The sequence below is a fragment of the Actinoallomurus sp. NBC_01490 genome, from assembly GCF_036227085.1.
Lineage (GTDB): Bacteria > Actinomycetota > Actinomycetes > Streptosporangiales > Streptosporangiaceae > Actinoallomurus > Actinoallomurus oryzae.
This window is the reverse complement of the sequence record NZ_CP109433.1, coordinates 755,068-774,243: the sequence shown is the minus strand read 5'-3', so window position 1 is coordinate 774,243 and position 19,176 is coordinate 755,068. Positions and strand designations below refer to the sequence as shown.

At 68.1% G+C, this 19,176-nt stretch carries 16 protein-coding genes and 1 tRNA gene; 7 read left to right on the top strand and 10 right to left on the bottom strand.

Annotated elements, in window-relative coordinates; translation table 11 throughout:
• Positions 1-3: 3 nt before the first annotated feature.
• Positions 4-417: an organic hydroperoxide resistance protein gene (locus tag OG417_RS04035; RefSeq protein WP_329249902.1), complete on the bottom strand. Its 414-nt coding sequence runs from the start codon at positions 415-417 to the stop codon at positions 4-6.
• Between the two features lie 79 nt (positions 418-496).
• On the opposite strand from OG417_RS04035, the gene OG417_RS04030 reads away from it, so the two are divergent.
• On the top strand, positions 497-1,075 hold the full coding sequence (locus tag OG417_RS04030) for a TetR/AcrR family transcriptional regulator (RefSeq protein WP_329249900.1): 579 nt from the start codon (positions 497-499) through the stop codon (positions 1,073-1,075).
• 18 nt (positions 1,076-1,093) lie between these two features.
• Here OG417_RS04030 and OG417_RS04025 read toward each other — a convergent pair whose 3' ends face one another.
• The 6 genes from OG417_RS04025 to dcd all read right to left on the bottom strand — a co-directional run bounded on the left by OG417_RS04025 (position 1,094) and on the right by dcd (position 9,366).
• Positions 1,094-1,816: a YoaK family protein gene (locus OG417_RS04025; protein WP_329249897.1), complete on the bottom strand. Its 723-nt coding sequence runs from the start codon at positions 1,814-1,816 to the stop codon at positions 1,094-1,096.
• Positions 1,816-3,573 carry an acyclic terpene utilization AtuA family protein gene (locus OG417_RS04020; protein ID WP_329249894.1) on the bottom strand — a complete coding sequence of 586 codons (1,758 nt, stop codon included), beginning with the start codon at positions 3,571-3,573 and terminating at the stop codon, positions 1,816-1,818. Before OG417_RS04020 ends, OG417_RS04025 begins: the two co-directional genes overlap by 1 nt.
• A gap of 118 nt (positions 3,574-3,691) precedes the next feature.
• The gene (locus tag OG417_RS04015) at positions 3,692-4,792 is read right to left on the bottom strand and encodes a GNAT family N-acetyltransferase (RefSeq protein ID WP_329249891.1); all 1,101 of its coding nucleotides are present in this window, start codon (positions 4,790-4,792) and stop codon (positions 3,692-3,694) included.
• Positions 4,793-5,527: 735 nt separating this feature from the next.
• A complete protein-coding gene (locus OG417_RS04010) occupies positions 5,528-7,285 on the bottom strand; it encodes an ABC transporter permease/substrate binding protein (RefSeq protein ID WP_329249888.1) in 1,758 nt (585 codons plus the stop codon).
• Positions 7,278-8,504, bottom strand: a complete 1,227-nt coding sequence (locus OG417_RS04005) for a quaternary amine ABC transporter ATP-binding protein (protein ID WP_442875653.1) — start codon at positions 8,502-8,504, stop codon at positions 7,278-7,280. Before OG417_RS04005 ends, OG417_RS04010 begins: the two co-directional genes overlap by 8 nt.
• A 286-nt stretch (positions 8,505-8,790) precedes the next feature.
• Positions 8,791-9,366 (bottom strand): dCTP deaminase, encoded by a 576-nt coding sequence (gene dcd / locus OG417_RS04000; RefSeq protein WP_329249885.1) that lies wholly within the window; start codon positions 9,364-9,366, stop codon positions 8,791-8,793.
• A gap of 106 nt (positions 9,367-9,472) precedes the next feature.
• On the opposite strand from dcd, the gene OG417_RS03995 reads away from it, so the two are divergent.
• The 4 genes from OG417_RS03995 (at position 9,473) to OG417_RS03980 (ending at position 11,664) form a co-directional block, all read left to right on the top strand.
• Positions 9,473-9,543: transfer RNA gene (locus OG417_RS03995), tRNA-Gly, on the top strand.
• Between the two features lie 300 nt (positions 9,544-9,843).
• Complete coding sequence (locus OG417_RS03990) at positions 9,844-10,635, top strand: RibD family protein (protein ID WP_329249882.1); 792 nt, start codon at positions 9,844-9,846, stop codon at positions 10,633-10,635.
• Positions 10,636-11,136 (top strand): dCMP deaminase, encoded by a 501-nt coding sequence (locus tag OG417_RS03985; RefSeq protein ID WP_329249879.1) that lies wholly within the window; start codon positions 10,636-10,638, stop codon positions 11,134-11,136. It begins immediately after the preceding gene.
• Between the two features lie 63 nt (positions 11,137-11,199).
• Positions 11,200-11,664: a hypothetical protein gene (locus tag OG417_RS03980; protein ID WP_329249877.1), complete on the top strand. Its 465-nt coding sequence runs from the start codon at positions 11,200-11,202 to the stop codon at positions 11,662-11,664.
• A 541-nt stretch (positions 11,665-12,205) separates the two neighbouring features.
• Here the strand turns inward: OG417_RS03980 and OG417_RS03975 are convergent.
• Positions 12,206-12,946, bottom strand: coding sequence for a hypothetical protein (locus OG417_RS03975; RefSeq protein WP_329249874.1), 741 nt, complete (start codon positions 12,944-12,946; stop codon positions 12,206-12,208).
• A complete protein-coding gene (locus OG417_RS03970; RefSeq protein WP_329249871.1) occupies positions 12,943-13,269 on the bottom strand; it encodes a PadR family transcriptional regulator in 327 nt (108 codons plus the stop codon). The genes OG417_RS03975 and OG417_RS03970 overlap by 4 nt, the downstream gene beginning before the upstream one ends.
• Before the next feature lie 832 nt (positions 13,270-14,101).
• Here OG417_RS03970 and OG417_RS03965 point away from each other — a divergent pair.
• Complete coding sequence (locus OG417_RS03965; protein WP_329249868.1) at positions 14,102-16,324, top strand: hypothetical protein; 2,223 nt, start codon at positions 14,102-14,104, stop codon at positions 16,322-16,324.
• A 709-nt stretch (positions 16,325-17,033) separates the two neighbouring features.
• Positions 17,034-17,441, top strand: a complete 408-nt coding sequence (locus tag OG417_RS03960; RefSeq protein WP_329249865.1) for a hypothetical protein — start codon at positions 17,034-17,036, stop codon at positions 17,439-17,441.
• A 134-nt stretch (positions 17,442-17,575) separates the two neighbouring features.
• Here the strand turns inward: OG417_RS03960 and dacB are convergent, their stop codons facing one another.
• Positions 17,576-19,114: a D-alanyl-D-alanine carboxypeptidase/D-alanyl-D-alanine endopeptidase gene (gene dacB / locus OG417_RS03955; protein WP_329249862.1), complete on the bottom strand. Its 1,539-nt coding sequence runs from the start codon at positions 19,112-19,114 to the stop codon at positions 17,576-17,578.
• Positions 19,115-19,176: the final 62 nt, after the last annotated feature.

Below are 19,176 nucleotides of genomic sequence, written 5' to 3'. Positions count from 1 at the left end.
CCGTCACTCCCTGACCAGCTCGACCGGGATGTTGCCCCGGGTCGCGTTGGAGTACGGGCACACCTGGTGCGTGGCCTCGAGCAGCTCGCGGCCGGTCTCGTCATCCACGTGGTCCGGCAGCTCGACGCGCAGCGTGACGCTGAGGCTGAAGCCGCCCGAGCCGTTCGGGTGCAGGCCCACCTCGCCGGTCACGGAGGCGTCGGCCACGTCGATGTTCTTCTTGCTCGCCACGAGCCCCAGCGCGCTGGCGAAGCAGGCGGAGTAGCCGGCCGCGAAGAGCTGCTCGGGGTTCGTGCCTTCTCCGCTGCCGCCGAGCTCCTTCGGCATGGCGAGCGTGACGTCGAGCTTCTTGTCGGAGGTGACGGCGCGGCCGTCACGGCCCGACGCGGTGGCGGTCGCGGTGTAGAGGGCGCTCATGAGGATCTCCTGTCCAGACAGACCTGTCTGTCTCGTCGTGAGGCCGATGGTAGACAGATCTGTCTGGTAATGTCAACGCATGGCCACGACCGAGACGACGGAGCGCCGGCGCGCGGAGAGCCCGGCCCGGCGGCGCATTCTCGACACCGCGGGCGCCCTCTTCTACGCCGAGGGCATCCACACGGTCGGCATCGACCGGGTCATCGCCGAGGCGGGCGTGGCGAAGGCGACCTTCTACCACCACTTCCCGTCAAAGGACGAGCTCGTCCGCGCCTACGTGCAAGAACAGAGCGACCGCGTACACGCGACGACCGTCGTGCGGGGCGACACGCCGCAGGAACGGATCCTGTCGGTCTTCGACGACCTCGGCGACTTCATCTGCGGCCCCGGCTTCCGCGGCTGCGCGTTCGTCAACGCCGCGGCGGAGTACCCCGACCCCGACCATCCCGTACGCCGCGTCGTCGCCGAGCACCGCGCGTGGTTCCACGGCATTCTCCGCGACCTGCTGACCGAGGCGGGCCGCTCGGAGGCCGACGCCGACCGCACCGCCACGATGCTCACCATGCTCCGCGACGGACTGGTCGTCGCCGGCGACCTCGACGACCCGGCCGCGACGCGCGCTCTCGCCCGCGAGGCCGTCACACGCCTCCTCGCCTGACCCGCGAAAAAGGCCGCGTCACTCCGCGTCGCGGTCGCGGCGGCCTCCGCGGAGCCGGTCGCGGATCACGCCGCGGTGCTCGTCGACCACGAACAGGCCGAGCGCGCCGAGCAGGACGCCCGCCGAGATCCAGATCGCGTGCCGGCCGAGCTCCAGGGTGAGCAGGCCGCCCGCGATCGCGCCGGCCATGAAGCTCACGATGACGGTCGCGAAGCTGCGCGACTTCCGCCGGGCCTCCGGGTCGCGGTCGGCGACCGCCTGGTACGCGGCCTGCGCCGCCGTGCGCAGGTTGCCGGTCACCATCGCCGTGTTGTACGGCCAGACGATCAGCGTACGGAAGGTCGTGACCTGCACCGACGCGGTGAAGGCGATCATCACGACGATCAGGCTGTACGACACGCCACCGGGCAGGGCGCCCACGACACCCAGCACGATGATCTCCAGGACGAGCGCGAACCGGGCCGGCCAGCGGAGCACCGCGGCGACGCGTGGGCGGCTCAGCGTCTCCGCGACCGCCACGCCGAGGATGAACGCCAGCAGCGGCGGCACGTGCCGCAGCGCCTCGGCCCAGTGCTGCCGCCCGGCGTCCACGCCGAGCAGCACCACGTTGCCCGTCTGGGCGTTGGCGAACACCCCGCCGAGGCCGATGAAGGAGTACGCGTCCTGGAACCCGCCGGCGAACGCGAGCAGCACGCCGAGCTGCAGCGACGCCATGGTCTCCCGGGAGGTCTCCTGATCCATCACTCCCGGTGATACCCGGAAAGCAGCCGGTCCGGGATCGGGACGTGACGGGCGCGGATCCACTCCCCGAGCGCCTTGGCCTGCTTGTCGAAGCGGCGGGCCTCCGTGGCGCCGCCGCCGAGGAGTCCGCGGACGACGAAGTTCACCGCGCGCAGGTTGGGCAGCTCGTACCGGTCGACGGGCAGGCCGGCGGCCTCGGGCAGCAGCGCGCGCAGGCGGTCGGTGGTCATCGTGGCGCGCAGCCAGGGCCAGGCCTCCGGGTCGGTGACCCAGAGGCCGACGTTGGCGTTGCCGCCCTTGTCGCCGGACCGGGCCCGTACGATGCGGCCGAGCGGCCCGTCCACGGTCACGCCCTCGTCGTACGGCTCCGGCTCCGGCGGGGCCGCGGTCTCCTGCGATGCCGTGACGGGCGGAGGCGGCACCACCTCACGGCGGCCGTCGGCGTGCACGACGGTGTGGTCGAGCAGGTCCTGCGGCACGAGCGCCGGCCAGTAGGTTCCGTACGCCGCGCCGGGGCCCGGCACGCCCATGCCGTAGATGCCCGGGTAGTTGGCCAGGGCGAGTTCGACGCACAGCGACGAGAAGGCGCGCCCGGCGCTGCCCTGCTCACCGTCGACCGCCACGTGCAGCAGACTCGAGCCCGCCATCTGGTCGGCCGGGTCCTCGACGGGCGCGCCGATGCGGGTGAAGCGCAGGTCGGCGATGCCCGGGTCGCCGTCGAGGCGGGCGCGGACCGCCTGCTCCACGAGCGCGGCCTTGGCGTCGACGTCGGTGCCGGTGAGCACGAACGTGGACTCGTTGCGCCAGCCGCCGAGCCCGGTGATCGCGACCTTGGTGGTGGGCGGGGGCGCCGACCCGCGTACGCCGCTGACGCGCACGCGGTCGGGTCCCTCCTGGTCGAGGCGGACCGAGTCGAGGTGCGCGACGACGTCCGGGTTGAGGTAGCCGGGCGCGCCGATCTCGTACAGCAGCTGCGCGGTGACGGTGTCGACGGTCACCGCGCCGCCGGTGCCCTCGTGCTTGGTGATCACGCTCGCGCCGTCGCGGTGGACCTCGGCGAGGGGGAAGCCGGGGTGGGTGAGATCGGCGATCTCCCGGAAGCCGGAGAAGTTGCCGCCGGTCGCCTGCGCGCCGCACTCGATCACGTGCCCGGCGACCACCGCGCCGGCCAGCGCGTCGAGGTCGGCCGGGGTCCAGCGCCACCACCAGGCGGCGGCGCCGGAGACCAGCGAGGCGTCGGCGACCCGGCCGGTGATGACGATGTCGGCGCCGGCGGCGAGCGCGGCCTGGATGCCGAAGCCGCCGAGGTAGGCGTTGGCGGTGAGGGGGTCGCGGGTGAACGGCTCGCCGGTGTCGAGATGCGCCAGGTCGTGACCGTCGGCCAGCAGGGCGGGGACCCGCGCGGCGAGGTCGTCGCCCTCCACGTGCGCGACCGCGAGGTCCACCCCCGCCTCGGCCAGCAGCGTACGGGTGGCGTCGGCGCAGCCGGCCGGGTCGAGGCCGCCGGCGTTCACGACGACCTTGATGCGGCGTTCGGCGATCCGGGTCACCACCGGGGCGAGCTGGCGCAGGAAGGTGCTCGCGTAACCGCCGCCCGGTCTCTTCTGCCGGTTCTTGGCCAGCACGAGCATGGTGACCTCGGCCAGGTAGTCGCCGGTGATGACGTCCACCGGACCGCCCTCCACCATCTCGGCGAGCGCGGACATCCGGTCGCCGTAGAAACCCGAGCAGTTGGCGATGCGTACCGGCCGGTCCATGGATGAGGCTCCTTCTCCGTCGTCCGTCCGCTGGGGCTAGGTCGAGGCGATGCACCTTCCCGCGTGCCTCTGACCCCGTCTCTCGCCCGGACGCCCCCGGCCGGGGGCGTCCGGGCGGTCACCGGACCCAGCCGCGGCGCTGCCCCTCGTCGATGAGCTGGCGGGCGGCCTTCCACAGTGCCGCGGAGCCGTCCCCGATCACGGCCTTGCGCGCGCGTACGTCGTCGGCCGTGACGTCGAAGGTCTGCCAGGTGCCGCCGCGCGCCATCCAGTTGAGCAGGATCGGCTGGAAACGGTCCATCGCCTTGGCGAAGCGCGCCTCGGGCGTGCGGCGGTCCTCGAACTCGTCCCACAGGGCGCGCAGGTGGCCGGCCTGGTCGTCGGGGAGCAGCGCGAACAGCTTCTCCGCGGCGGCCACCTCGCGTTCGCGCTGGTCCACGCCTGCGGCGGTGTCGTACAGCGGCGTGTCGCCGGCGTAGATCTCCACGAGGTCGTGGACGAGGACGAGCCGGAGGGTGTGGCCGACGTCGATGGGCTCGTCGGAGTACTCGGCCAGGAGCAGCACCATCATGGCCAGGTGCCAGGAGTGTTCGGCGTCGTTCTCGCGGCGCGGCGCGGCGGCGAGCGGCGACTGCCGGACGATCGCCTTGAGCCGGTCGATCTCGATGACGAAGGTGAGCTGCTCGGCCAGCCGCGCGTCCAGGCCGTCCGGCAACGGGGACCGGTCGGCCAGCAGCCCCCGCCCGACCTCCCGTACGAGCCTGCGCTCCATGATGGACGTGTCGGAGGGCAGCGGCTGCCGCTCGCCGGACGGGTGGAACCCGCATCGCTCGTACAGGGCACGAGCCGGCGCGTTGGGCTCGGCCACCCAAAGGGCCAGCTCACGCAGGCCCTGGTCACGTGCCCAGTCGGCGACCGTCTCGATGAGGTACCGGCCGACACCCCGGCCGCGCGCCTCGGGCGCGACCCACATGCCGACGATATGGGCGACACCGCCGTCCTCGACCAGCGCGGAGGTCATGCCCAGGGTCGCACCGTCCTCGACGGCGAGGAGGTTGACGCTCCGGTCGCCGGTCAGGCGGGCGGTCCAGACCTCGGGAGAGAAGGCCTTCTCATCCTCGTACGTCGAGGCGAACGCCTCCGGCGCGTCGGCCAGAGCCCGCAGCCGTATCTCCCGGTACCGATCCTCGTCTCCCGCACCGAGCCACGTGATCTCCATGCCTGGGACTGTACGTCACGGCCGAACCCCGCTCGGGAGAACCTCGTCGCGTGCGGGGGAACGTCCGGAACGACGCTGCGGTAGAGCCGGTAGGGCACGACCCGCCGGGGCTCGATGCCGCCGACGGCGTCGTCGACCGCCGCGACCCACCGCGGGCGGTCCGTCGAGACGAACGCGCGGGCCGCGTCCTCGCCGGACCACTGGACGTAGTGCAGCGGCGTCCGGTCGTCCTCGCCGAGCAGGCAGCCGTACGACGGACAGCCCCTCCGGAGCGGGTACGGCCTCCCACGCGCCGAGGGCGGCGTCGGCGGCGGCGCGCTGGTGTCCGGCGCCGGTGGTACCCCACTCACCGACGAGCACGAGTGCCGCGTCGGGGTCGGTGACCTGCGGCAGGGTCATGAGTCCTCCTCCGTCGGAGGGCGTGACCGCAGGGACGCGTCTTCGATTCCCTCGCTCCGCGAGGTCATGGGAATCCGTCCTCGTGCGAAACGGCCCGGAAATGACTGACGGCGCCATCGCGGGGGGAGCGGGGAGTGCGATGGCGCCGTCAACGTCCTAGCCAATCCGTGTGACGAAGGTCACAACGACTCTCGTCAACCGAATCGACCAGTAACGCGTCGAGGCCGACGTTACCGCCTTCGGCGGGGAGTTATCCACCCCTCGTACCGAGAATTACCGTCTGCGCTACCTGACGGCCACTCAGTGCGACCGAATGCGGCTTGTCGGACGTGCCCGTCAGCCGGTCAGCTTCTTCACCACCGCCGGATTCTGCTTCTCCCACTCGGCGACGCCCCGCGCCTCGTTGCCCTTGTACTTGTTCACCACGAGGTCCTCCAGCGGGAACAGCTGCGCGTCCGCCATCGTGAACTTCTTCAGCCAGCCGTTCACCTCCGGGAAGTCCTTCGCGAACCCCTTGCGTCCCAGCGTGTGAACCTGTTCCGCCGAACCGAAGGCCTTCTGCGGGTCGGCGAGCGGCTTGATCGGGAACTTGGTGTACGCCCAGTGCGGCTTCCACAGCGTCACGACGATCGGCTGGTGGCCCTGGATCGAGCGGTTCAGCTCGGCGAGCATCGCCGCCGTGCTGCTCGCGACCAGCTTGTAGTCGCCCAGGCCGTACGCCGGCATCACCTTTTTGTCGACGGTCTTCATCTCGCCGGCGCCCGGCTCGATGCCGACGATGCGGCCCTTGTAGCGCGAACTCTGCCCCTTGAGGTCGGCGATGGAATTGGCCGGGTCGTCCTTGGGCACGGCGAGCTGCAGGCTGGCGTTGTCGTACCAGATGCCGATGTCCTCGATCTTGCCCTTGTACTTGTTGTAGTAGTCGGCGTGGGTGGTCGGCAGCCACGCGTCGAAGAACAGGTCGATGTCGCCCTGGCCGAGGCCGGCGAACAGCGGGCCGGCGTCGACCTGCCGCAGGGTGACCTTGTACCCGTGCTTCTCCAGCTCGGTCTTCCACAGCTGGGTGACGGCGATGTCCTCGTCCCACGGGATGTAGCCGATGGTGATCGGCTTGCCGTTGCTTCCGCCGCCCGAGCCCACGATGCCCAGCGTGGTGGCGAGCAGCGCGAACACGACGATGCCCGACAGGCCCAGCGCCGGGCGCGGGCGGTACCGCAGCACCGCCACGGCGCCGCCGCGTGCGGCGCGGTCGGCCGCGCGCCGCGCGGCCGGGGCCAGCCTCGCGCCGAGCGCACCCGTCATCCGGTCGAGGATGATGGCCAGGACGACGACGGCCAGACCGGACTCCGCGCCGGCCGCCAGGTTGTACTGGGTGATCGCGCCGAAGACGTTCGCTCCCAGACCCTCGGCGCCGACCATGCCCGCGACGACGACCATCGACAGCGACAGCATGATGGCCTGGTTGACACCGGTCATGATCGTCGGCAGCGCCAGCGGAAGCTGCACGCGCGTGAGCACGCGTCCCGGCGGCGTGCCGAACGCCTCGGCGGCCTCGACCGTCTCCCGGTCGACCTGCTTGATGCCGAGCTCGGTCAGGCGTACGCCGGGCGGGATCGCGAAGACCATCGTGGCGATGACACCCGGCACCTCCCCGAGTCCGAAGAAGGAGATCGCCGGGATCAGGTAGACGAACGCCGGCATCGTCTGCATGAAGTCCAGCACGGGCCGGGCCACGGCACTGAACGTCGGGGCGCGGGCGCTCAGGATGCCCAGCGGGATCCCGATCACCAGGGCCGCGACGCTGGAGACGAGCACGAGGGAGAGCGTCTCCATCGCGGCGGTCCACTGCCCGAGCGCGTCGATCAGCACGAACCCGGCGAAGGTCAGCACGCCCGCGGCCAGCCCGCGCAGCCACCAGCACGCCATCGCGACCAGGGCGGCGAGCGCCAGCGACGGCGGCGCGCCCAGAAGGTGGTTCAGGCCGTGCACCACACCGTCGACGACGTCGCTGATCGCGGTGAAGACCGGTTTGCAGTGCTTGGTGAGAAAGTTGACGACATCGGTGACCCAGTCACCGAGATGGAGCCTAAACACCGGCTGCGACCTCCTCGCTCTGCCCGTTGCCGTTGCCGTTGCCGTTCAGGTTGCCGAGCGCGGCGAGCAGGGTGACCCGGGGAATGACGCCGAGCAGCTTGCCGTCCCCATCGGCGACCGGCACCGGGAACGGGCTCTCGGCGCATCGGGTGAACAGGTCGGCGACGGCCGTGTCCGGATCGACGGGCTCAACGTCCTCGTCGACCAGGCCCTCCAGGTCGGTCCGCCCCTCGCGTACGGCCTTGGCGGCGGGCTCGGCGTGGACGGCGCCGACCAGCCGGCGTTCACGGCTGAGGACGAACGCCGCGGACGACTGGGTCTCACGCATGACGCGTACGGCCGCGCGGGGCCCGCCGTTCGCGTCGACCACGGCGACCGGGTTCTCCATGACCGAGCGGGCGGTGAGGACCCGCGTACGGTCGACGTCCGCCACGAACTGGGCGACGTAGTCGTTGGCGGGGTCGGTGAGGATCTCCTCGGCGGTGCCGATCTGCATGACCCGCCCGTCGCGCAGCATCGCGATCCGGTCGCCGAGCCGCATGGCCTCGTTCAGGTCGTGCGTGATGAACACGATCGTCTTGTTGAGCCGCCCCTGCAGGTCGAGCAGCAGGTCCTGCATCTCACGGCGGATCAGCGGGTCGAGAGCGCTGAACGCCTCGTCCATCAGAAGGATGTCGGTCTCGGCGGCCAGCGCGCGGGCGAGCCCCACCCGCTGCTGCATGCCGCCCGACAGCTGGTCGGGGTAGCGGTCCTCCCAGCCGTCCAGCCCGACGGTGTCCAGGAACTCCTTGGCCTTGGCCAGCCTCTCCTGGCGTGGAACGTTCCGTACCTCCAGCCCGTACGCGGCGTTCTCCAGCACCGTACGGTGCGGGAACAGCGCGAAGTGCTGGAAGACCATGCTGATCTTCTGCTGGCGGAGCTCACGGAGCTCCTTGCCGCTCATCTGGGCGACGTCGGCGCCGTCGACCTCGATGCTGCCGGCACTCGGTTCGAGGATGCCGTTGAGCATCCGGATCAGCGTCGACTTGCCCGAGCCCGACAGGCCCATGACAACGAAGATCTCGCCGTCCCCCACCTCGAAGGAGACGTCGGCCACCGCCACGGTCGCGCCCAGCCGGCGTACCTCCGCCGGCTCGGCACCTTGACTGATCTTGCGCAGGGCTTCGGCGGATTTCCGGCCGAAGACCTTGGAGACCCCTCGTACGCGCAGTCTGGACACATCGTCCTTCCGGTCCGGCCGCACCGGCCCGGGCAGGACAGGCGCGGTCGAGCCGAGCCGGGCCGCGCCCGGGGGCCGCGCGGCAAGTGGCGCGAGCCGCCGGCTCCGCTGCGCACCGATGGCTCGCCTGTACTACCCGAGACGTCCGGTGTGACGCACGCCATACCTGGCTTCGCCAACCGAACTCTCGGGCCAGACGTCTGGCGAGGTTACCGAGAGGTTAATTGCTATGTACAATTATTGAGCGGTGAGTGGTCATGCGACCACGGTGCGCGTTGGGTCTCGGTCAGACCTGAGTGCGGTGGAAGTTGAGGTAGGACCGCGAGGGCGTCGGCCCGCGCTGGTCCTGGTAGCGCGACCCGTGCACCGCGGACCCGTACGGATGCTCGACCGGCGAACTCGTGCGGAACAGGCACATCTGCCCGATCTTCATCCCGGGCCAGAGCTTGATCGGCAGCGTGGCGACGTTGGAGAGTTCGAGCGTGACGTGCCCGGAGAACCCGGGGTCGATCCAGCCGGCCGTGGAGTGCGTGAGCAGCCCGAGCCGCCCAAGAGACGACTTGCCCTCGAGCCTCGCCGCGAGGTCGTCGGGCAGCCCGAACACCTCGTACGTGGAGGCCAGCACGAACTCCCCGGGATGCAGGATGAACGGCTGATCGGACGCCACCTCGATGAGCCGGGTGAGATCGGGCTGCTCGACGGCGGGATCGATGTGGGGATACTTGTGGTTCTCGAAAACCCGAAAGTACCGATCCAGCCGCACGTCGACACTCGACGGCTGGACCATCGCGGGGTCGTACGGATCGATCTTCATACGCCCGGACTCGATCTCGGTCTTGAGATCCCGATCGGAGAGCAGCACAGGCTGAAACTACCGGTTACCGCGCTACGACGCGTACGAGGCCGGGATGATGGGAACCACCGGGTCGCAGGTTCCGGTAGCATGTGCGAACGGTCTCCGGACCACTGCGGGTGTAGTTCAATGGCAGAACTCCAGCTTCCCAAGCTGGTAGTGCGGGTTCGATTCCCGTCACCCGCTCGTGCTGGCCCAGGGGGGCGACCCCCTGGAACCCCCGATGTGAGGGGCTCCGCCCCCCACGCCCCCCACTGGTTGTTGCCGGAGGAGGGCTCGTTTCGTTCTTGACGCCCTAAACTCCCACCCTCTCAACCTTGTAGCGTCCAACCTGCTTCCCCTACGCCCGCCGGGCTATTAGCGGGCAATTGGGCGCATCGGGGCCATCGTCCCGCACCAGCGCGGGACTTGTCGGGCCAGGGGTCCCGCTGCTCTGCCGCCGCAGCCGAGATCGAGTCGGGCAGGATCGGTGAAGGGCTCGCCCACATGGACACCCAGCTAACACAGTGGCAGCGTGTCCCCGAAGTGGTCGAATTCCGCGACCACCTCACCGCCACCCTCCCTCCCGCAAGAGAAGGACAGGACATCCCGGACATGACCACGCGCCCCTACGTGCTGCTCAGCGTGGCCACCTCGGTTGACGGTTACATCGACGACACCAGCCCCGAACGGCTGTTGCTGTCCAACGAAGCCGACTTTGACCGTGTCGACCAGGTACGCGCTGAGTCTGACGCGATCCTCATCGGGGCCACGACACTCCGCCGTGACAACCCCCGGCTACTGGTGAACTCCGCCAAACGGCGCGACGAGCGCGAGGCGCGCGGCCTGCCGCCGTACCCGCTGAAGATCACCATCACCCGCACCGGAGACCTGGACCGCGACCTGAAGTTCTGGCACCACGGCGGGGACAAGCTCGTCTACTGCCCGGACGCAGCCGTTTCTAAGCTGCGCGAACGGCTGGGTGACCTTGCCGACATCGCTGGTCTGGGCGCCACTCTCGATTTCGAGGCCATGTTGGATGACCTCGGAGCGAGGGGCATCAAGCGCCTCATGGTCGAGGGCGGCGGAACGATCCACACACAGTTCCTCACCGCTGGCCTGGCCGATGAGATTCATCTCGCCATCGCACCGTTCTTCCTCGGCGACCCCGACGCCCCGCGGTTCGTCAACGCCGGCGACTTCCCGAACGGGCCGGCAAACCGGATGACGCTCGCGGAGGCCCGCACGATCGGAGATATCGCGTTGCTGCGCTACCTCCCCAGGGAGAAGGTCAAATAGTTGCCTCTCGTACCACCGAGCCGTTCCACCGACTACGAATGGCTATCGTTCGCCATCGACCTGGCCAAACGGTGTCCGCCCAGCGACACCGCGTTCTCGGTCGGATGCGTGATCGTCAACGCACACGGCTCGGAGATTTCCCAGGGCTACTCGCGAGAGCAGCCGCACTACCACGCGGAAGAGTCCGCGTTGAGCAAGCTCACACCAGACGACGAGCGCCTCCCCGAAGCCACGCTCTACAGCTCCCTTGAGCCCTGCACACGGCGCAAGTCCCGACCCCGCACCTGCTCTGACCTGATCATCGCGTCCGGAATCCGACGCGTGGTCATCGCATGGCGCGAACCACCGATCTTCGTGTCCGACGCCCACGGCGTCACAGCCTTGGAAGCCGCCGGAATCACCGTCGTGGAGATCCCCGAACTCGCCAACGCTGCAACCGCGATGAACGCCCACATCCTGAACGCCGACACCGACGACGGATCATCAGCGGCAGCAATCTAGGACAGAACCGGCGAACCTTGTGCTGTCCCGGTAGATGCCTGTCACTTCATTCCCACCTCATGCTTGCCGGTCGAGCAGGTGCGAACGCCTGCGGCGGTTCAACTCTCAATCGGCCATGATGATGATGTGCCGGATGACGGGCGTGTGCGGGCCTACTACGAGACGTTCAAGACTTTCGCCGAGGTCTACCTCGAAGATTCGTGGGTGCTGAAAGTAGACGAACGGGGAGACGCTCTGGTCTTCGACCTGGAAGCGGTGCTCATGGAGCGACATACTCTCTACGAACCGCCCCGGCCCGGTGAGATGTACTGCTACCGACGCGGCCTGTTGGTGGTACGGAGTCCGCAGCCGATCTTGTTCCGTCGGTCTGGGAACCCGCCTACGGTCGACCCTGATGGTGAGCAGGATTACGGCAATATCGACACCTTCACGCCGGTGGGCGATGAGTCATCCGCCTGGGAGTTCACCGGAGACTGGGGCGAGGCATTGGTCGTGCGACCCAAGGTTGAGCTCAACCTCAATAGATAACATGGACAGCTTCAGATCATTGTCAAGCATTAGCCGGGCCGGAAACATCAAAGGATCCGTCCGGAAGGCCAGGGCCCTGCGCAGGGCGCCGGGCCTCGCCGGCTTCGCGGGTGACGCAGCCGCGGCGGTGGCGGCTGCTTAGGAGTAGAAGCCCTTGCCGTACTCGTCGCATGGGACAGTGAAGTCATCAGGCCGCGAGTTCCGCAGTTCCTCGTATCGAACGCTGAAGGCATCAATGGCCTCATGAATGGTGTGTCCATACTCCTCCCGCAAGATCATCCGTGACCTGCGCCACCACTGACCTGCGTCTTCCTGGCGTCAACCACGCTAGCGACCGTAAGCGCCAAGGCGCGTTCTGCCCGCGAGGTACTTTCTTGATCGTGGCGGCGCATCTCCATTTCGCCGTAATAGGGTCAGAAGTCCACCGCATCTGGACTGGTCAAGCCGATGAGCTGCAATCCGTTCCTAAACTTCGTGTCTGTCGACCACCGCGGTCTGGAGAGCGGCTTACTGCCGGCTACCTGAGCCTGGTCGATGGGCGTCACTTCGGTGGCTGCCAGGGGCCTGATGGCCAGAGCGAGTCGTCCCGTGGCTGCTCTGGGCGTCGCGCACGGGCGGCCACGGGCGGCACCAGGGGCGGCCAGGAGGCCGGAGCGTGCGGGGGTACCGGCGGATACGCCGACGTGGCGACGGGCCCCTGCCGGACGTGCGGCGGCCAGGGCCGCCCCCACGTCGGGGCCGCCTCGAACGGGGTGCCGTCCGGGTGAAACTCATGCTTCTTCAGCTTCAGCGCCCGGCGGCGCTTGTCCATGGTCAAGATGACCGACATCAGTACGATCGTGGCCACCGTCCACCACAGACCGCTGCCGAGAACCGGCAAATTCGATCGGATGGGGACGCCGTCCACGATGTGCACCAGCACCGCACCACCGGTTTCCCCGGCGACTAGGACAGGGCCTCCGAGTAGGAGGAAGCCGAGACCGTTGCGCACGGCGAACCAGCGGCCGAGGATGTCATCACGGGCCCACCAGCGGTAGGCGTAGGGCAGTCGGGCGCCGAACCCGCGGTAGAGCAGCCAGCGCCCCACAGGAGGGTGGGCACGCCAGCGGGTCCGCAATCCCCCGCGGACGACGTCCCAAGACTCACGGATCGAAGGTGTCTCCCGGCCCGGCGTCGCGACGTCCAGCAGGGTGCCGAGCAGCTCGTTCCCGCGGGCGGCGCGGTAGCGCGGAGGGTAGGCGCGCAGCAGCGTGAGGCAGCGTCGCTCGTACGGTGTCGTCATGCAGGGCTCCCGGAGATCCTCGGGCCGGCCAGCCGCCGGCGAGCCCGCGCCGCCAACGCGGTCAGCCTCTGGGTCTCGGCCGCCAGAGCCTCGCGGCCAGCACCGGTGAGGCAGTAGTAACGGCGGAACCTGCCCCGGACGACCTCTTCGCGGTCGCGCGTGATGAGGCCCTCATCGGCCAGGCGGTCCAAGGCGCCGTACAGCGTGCCGGGCCCGAGCCTGACCCGGCCGTCCGACAGCTCCTCGACGGTGATGATGATGCTGTAGCCGTAGAGGGGTTCGGGCGCGAGCGCGAGCAGGATCAGATAACTCTGCTCCCGCATCGGCTTAGGCTCCACAAGGTCCAATATGACGTTACGCGACATATAACGCAACTCTGGCCAGTAGTACGGGCGCAGCCGGAAGACGGCGGAGAGGCCGCAGCCCCGCCACAGTCGGAGGGACGGTGGTCTAGACGCCCACGTGGGGCCTTCGCAGCGTGCAGTTAGCGTGCAATTAGCCAGGGTGAGCAGGGGTCAATAGATGTCACTCACGGGCAGCAACTGCCGCAGGTCAGTGGCGCTGAAGGCCGGTTTCCACCCCACGCGAGATCCGCCGCTGCCTCAAGCGATACATCGCCCGCGAGCTCTACCGAGCACTCAACACGGCCATGACCGCTCGACAAACACAGAAGCGTCAGACGGCCAAGCCCTCCAACAGTTGATCACCGGTGCAGCGATTTCCTGAACCGTGGACCGAGGGCTCGGCGGATCCGTAAGAGTTGCGGACTAGGTGAGGACCTTCTGTTGCGTCGCGTCGGCGGATTGGTCCTCAGGCCGGACGTGCGGTCTTTCCCGGCGGACCTGTCTTGAACCGCTCGACCATCATGGTTGTCGATTCCCACTCAACGTGCACGGTGCAAGTCAACCGGTCCGGCAAGGATTGGCCGCGCCGAGCCGACGAGGGAGATTGGTTGAATGCGGGTCGCGAGACAAAGCGAGAAGGTGTTACTCGGTGTACACCACAGTAAACTCGCGCGATCGGTGCCGTGTCGTGCTGCCATGGCCACACTCGCTAGCTCGTCTTCGGCTCAGGCCGCCACCGCGCCGGCGCCAAGGACGGCCGCGCCGACTGCTGCACCTACCTTCGCCAAGGTGACGCGAGGTAGCACCTCCAGTGCTGCAAGCCGAGAAGTTACCGAACTTTCATAGTGAGGACGAGATGGCCGGAGATGCTGATCGTGCCGATCCTTTGCGGAAGGACACGGTCGAGGAGATCGCTCCGACGCCGTATGTCGACGTGTCGAACGTGGTGGGGGTCATACGGCTGGGCTACGGATCGGCGGCTCGGCATCTTCTTCGCCTGCTGGTTCCGGCCGTGGTTTTGTTTCTGCCGGAGGGCGTCGTCCTTGGTGGCCTGATCGTTACTACGATTGGACGCGACGGCCTCATTGCGAACGGCGGTCTCGAGCCGCTGTCGGTGTCGTCCGGTCTCGCCGTAGAGACGATCGCCGCGCTGCTGGTTGGGCTCGTCACCTATGTCATAGCACTGGCCGCGATGGTGGTGATGTCGGCCGGCCTGCTGCTGGGGCAGCCGGTACGTCCTGGCGCGGCGTTGCGCGCGGCGGCCGGGCGGCCGGTCGCGCTCGCGGTTCTCGGCGCACTGGCGGTCACGCTCGGCGTGCTGAGCTTCGGCGCCAGTAACGGTATCGAGGTCTGGACGCAGACGATGTGGATCTCGGTCGTGACGTTCATCATCGTGCTCGGATCGGGACTGTGGCTCACACTCGGACTGCCGATCGCTCTTCTCGACGGACGAGGCACGTGGCGGTCGGTCGGCCGTGCATGGTCGGTGTCGAGGCAGCGGGGCACACGGAATGCCTTCGTACTGATGCTGGGTGTGCTGGTGGGGCCGGGACTGTTCGTCGCCGGGGTGCACTGGGCACTGTCTCCGCTCAGCGGAGTCGCTCACCCCCTGCTCGCTAACGCCATCACCGGCGTCGCGAGCCTGGCCGTGGTTCCGTTCCAGGCGATGACACTCACGGTCGTGGCGCTGAACCAACGGTATCCCGCTTATGCGAGGGAACCACAGAACCAAATGCCCCTCGACCTCGTCCCGATCGCCGGCCGGCTCTCTGCCGTCGGTCCCGTTGCCCGTCCTCGTCCGCGGTCGGCGGTGCTGCTCGTGGCGGCGCTGCCGCTACCGGGGTTGCTCTACAGCGGCTACGTGTGGCTCAACCCGTTGGATCTGCCCACCGATCACGTGATGCGGGGCCAGTTCAGCCGTCACTCGGTGACTCTGCATCTGCTCCCCGACGGTCGGCCGATGGAAATCGCCGACAACCTGTCCGCGCGGGTGTGCGCCGACCAGGGCTGCGGCGACACCCGCCTGTACGACTACCACGACATAGGAGCCCAGGGGGAGAAGGCTTCGGTGACCCTGCCGGACGGCACGGTGGCCGCCGCCGCGTGGTTTCCCGGGCCGGGTCGCACGAAAAGCGGCGAGCGACAGCGGGTCCTGCGGCTCTTCCCGTGCAGCACCGGCGGATGCGGCGGCGAATCGGCGGTCGGGAACGCGCCGATCGTGGACCACGGCGGCGGTGGTGAGTACTCCTCCGCAGCGGCGATGACCGTGACCCGTGACGGCATCCTGATCGCCTCGGTCCGACCGGAAAAATTCGGTAAACCGGAGCTTGTGAGGCTCATCCGATGCGCCGACATCCGGTGCGCCGCGCCCGACGCCGTCACGGTGACCCACCTGCCATTCGAGATCTTTGGTGTCCACAACCGACCGATCGCCGTCGCTGCGGGACAAAGCGGCCGTCCGGTGATGGCCTACGAGAATCGAGACTCCGGTGCGGTAACCGTGATCAGCTGTGACAGCATCGAATGCCATCACCCTCGGGTGACCCAGCCGTCCCCCCCGGTGCGGGCGCACACACCGTTGAGTGCTGATGATCGCGACCTGGATGGCATCGATCTCGTGGTGCCGCCGGACGACCGGCCGGTGCTGACCTTCCGCAACGCGCGAACCGGAGCGGCACAACTGTTGCACTGCCGCACCTCGGACTGCGCGCACGCCGACAACACAGCGCTCACCGGCCCCGGTCCGTGGCGCAGCTGGCCGGCCCTCACACTCGACCGCGACGGCCGTCCGCTCACAGCGACCTACGACCACGGCATGCTCGTGCTCATCGCCTGCCGAGACTTCGGATGCGATCACCGCCGCAGCGTGGCTTTGGCCAAGCTCAAGAACGGACCCGGTTACCTAGACCTTGCCATCGGCCGCGACAGGCGCCCGGTGGTGCTGTGGAGCGATGAGACCCCCTATGCGATAGACGGCATCGGACCGCTACACCTGACGACTTGCACACGTCCCCGCTGCGGCATTCGGCCGTGAACCGGCTTCCGCGAAGACAGGAGCGGCCACGGTGTTCACTCCGAGGAGGTCGCCCTGCCAGCCGGCGCCGTCGAAGAAGCCCTGCGGGCAGAGCACGGGCACAAGCGCACCGAAGCACGAGAATGGCCAGATAGGCGGACTGAGCGAACGGGCGTTCCTAAACCGTGTGCCCGTCGACCGTCGCAGTCAGGAGAGCGGCTCACTGGCAGCTACCTGAGCCCGGACGATGGTCTAGACGCCCACGTGGGGGCCTTCGCGGCGTGCAGCTAGCGTGCAATTAGCAGACTCAGACCCAGGCGTAAACGATCTTCGTCGGTCGCACAGTAATGAATAGCTCGACGCGGCCGAGTTGGGCTTTCTTGGATCAAGCGGCGGCGGCCGTCCCGCCACCGACCCGCCCGCTCCGGCACGCCCTGCGGGCGTGCGGCGTGGGCGCCGGTCCCTCCGGCCGTGCCGATCGGGCAGCCCGCCGTACTACAGCCATCGCCGTAGACGCTCTACAGCACCGCCGCCAGGGCCGCGCCACCGCCGCAGCCAACCACAGGAGAGTCGACCCAACTCTCTCGTACGGCCGAGGATCGGTTGGCCCGCTCGCCCACGTCACGGGATCTCTTTGGGCCGGGTTGCCGCATACATGGTCATCGGGACTGTCCAACAGGAAAAGTCCGCTTGGCTTCACTCACCCCTGCTTCAATCGGAAGGATAGGAAATGAAAAAGGCAAGTATGGCCGCTGCCATTTCCCCTGTGGCCCTCGTCTTGGCGGCAGCCTCGGGCTGCGGGGCCACCCACACCTCCACTCGCCCCGCCGCCGCCAAACAATCGATCATCAATCAACACGCGCCTGCCGCAGCCGTTCAGAGCAGCTCGGTCAAGCGGGTCAGCTTCGCATGCAAGTCGCCAAAGGGACAAAAACTAAACATTTCCTATCAGCCTGCCTTGTACACCACGTTCTACTTCAACAACCATTGCTCGCAACACCGGCACATTCAAATCAGGACGAGGGGTCGGTATTGCATCGACATCACGAAGACCCTCGTGGTGAACCCGCATACCAAAGGAAACAAGAAGGTCCACACTGGTGATTCAGCGTGTTCGATCACCGTATCTTCGACCTGAGTCGCTGATATTGCGAAAATATTGCCACGCACAAGCTGAGCGACTACTACTCCAGCCGCACTTGGAGATCGAAAGCGACCGCGGACGCCCCTGATGGCCAGGGCCGTCCGCGGTCGTTCAGGTCGTTGTCCGGATCAGCAGGATTTCGTCCAGGAACATTCGAGCCTTTGGCCGGACGGGGCTCGGCGTACCGCGTTCACTGCGTCCGTGTGACCCGCGGCGAGCCGTACAGCGATCTTGTCTTCGATGTCCTTCGGCGCGCCACCCTGGTAGCCGTTGAACATGATCGAGAAGATCAGCTTTTCACCCGTCGGGTCGGTGACGTACCCGGACAGTGCGGTGACGCCGGTCAGGGTGCCGGTCTTGCCGTGCAGGTTCCCGGCGGCTGCGGTGTTCTGCATCCGCGAGGCGAGGGTCCCCCCGACGAGCGGGTCGGGCTCACCGGCGATCGGGAGCGCGTTGTACCAGGTCGAGAACCAGCTCTGCTGCTGCGCGGCCTTCAAGACGTTGGTGATCTGCTCGGGCGTGGTCTTGTTGGTGGCAGCCAGCCCGGACCCGTCGGTCTGCTTGATCTGCGAGGTGTCGACCCCGAAGTTGTTCTTCAGGTACGCCGAGATCGCCGCCAGGCCCGCAGCCCAGGTGCCCCGCCCGCTGACCTTGTGGCCGATCGCCTTGGTCACGGTCTCGGTGATCGGGTTGTTGCTCAGCTTCAGCCATGGTGTGGCGATCTGCGACAGCGGAGGCGATTGGGTCTCAGTGACGGTGGCGGCGGTGGAGGGCATCGTCCCCTCTACGGTCGCCCCGGCGACCTGGACGCCGTGTGCCTTGAGCGCGTTACGGAAGACGTCCGCCGCGTACATCGTCGGATCCGGCGCGGTGGTCAGATGGTCGGACTCGGCGGCATCGGACGGGTATGACCCGGTCACCTTGACGATATTCGTGCCGTTCGTCCGGTCGACCGAGAGTGTGGAAGCCGACCCGGCCGGGCCGGTGACAGCCTCATTGTCGATCTTGATGACGCTGGTTGGCGGCGAGACGGCGACGTTGACCGGCTGGCCCTCGGTGCCGGGAGTGATGTTCACCCCGATCGAGCCGATGTCGTACACGTCGTCCGGCGCCACGGTCAGCGCGGAGATCCCCGCCGCGTAGGAGTACGGCAGGTCGGAAGGGTCCCAGTCCGGGTTGGTGCGCTCGGAGTCGAAATAGGTGTCGTCGGCGACCAGGTTGCCAGTGACCTTCGTGATGCCCTTGGCCGCGACGGCGGCTGCGAGCGCATCGTACTCGGCCGCGCGCATGGTCGGGTCGCCGGTCCCCTTGATGTAGAGGTTGCCGTTTCTGCTGGAGACCTTGGTGGTGAACCGGTACTTCGCCCCCAGGATGCCGAACGCGGCCGTCGACGTCTCCAGCTTGTTGTTGGAGCCAGGCGTCTCCTGCCCGCTCGCGCCATTGTCGTAAAGCACTTTGCCAGTGCCGGCGTCACGGACGCTGACACCGATGCTCGCGCCATCCAGCCGGCTGTCGGCGAGGATCGCGTCGATATCGGTCTTCAGGTCACCCGCCGCGCGTGGTGCGGTGACCGTACGGGCATCGGAGGCGGTGGCCGTTCCGGCGAGGGCTGCTCCGCTCAGGACCAGAGCTAGCCCGCCTGCTAGAAGTTTATGCATGTCGCTCATTCATCGGGAGCATGTATGGTCAAGAACTACCGTGCGACATACAGCGACATTCGCAACAGCGA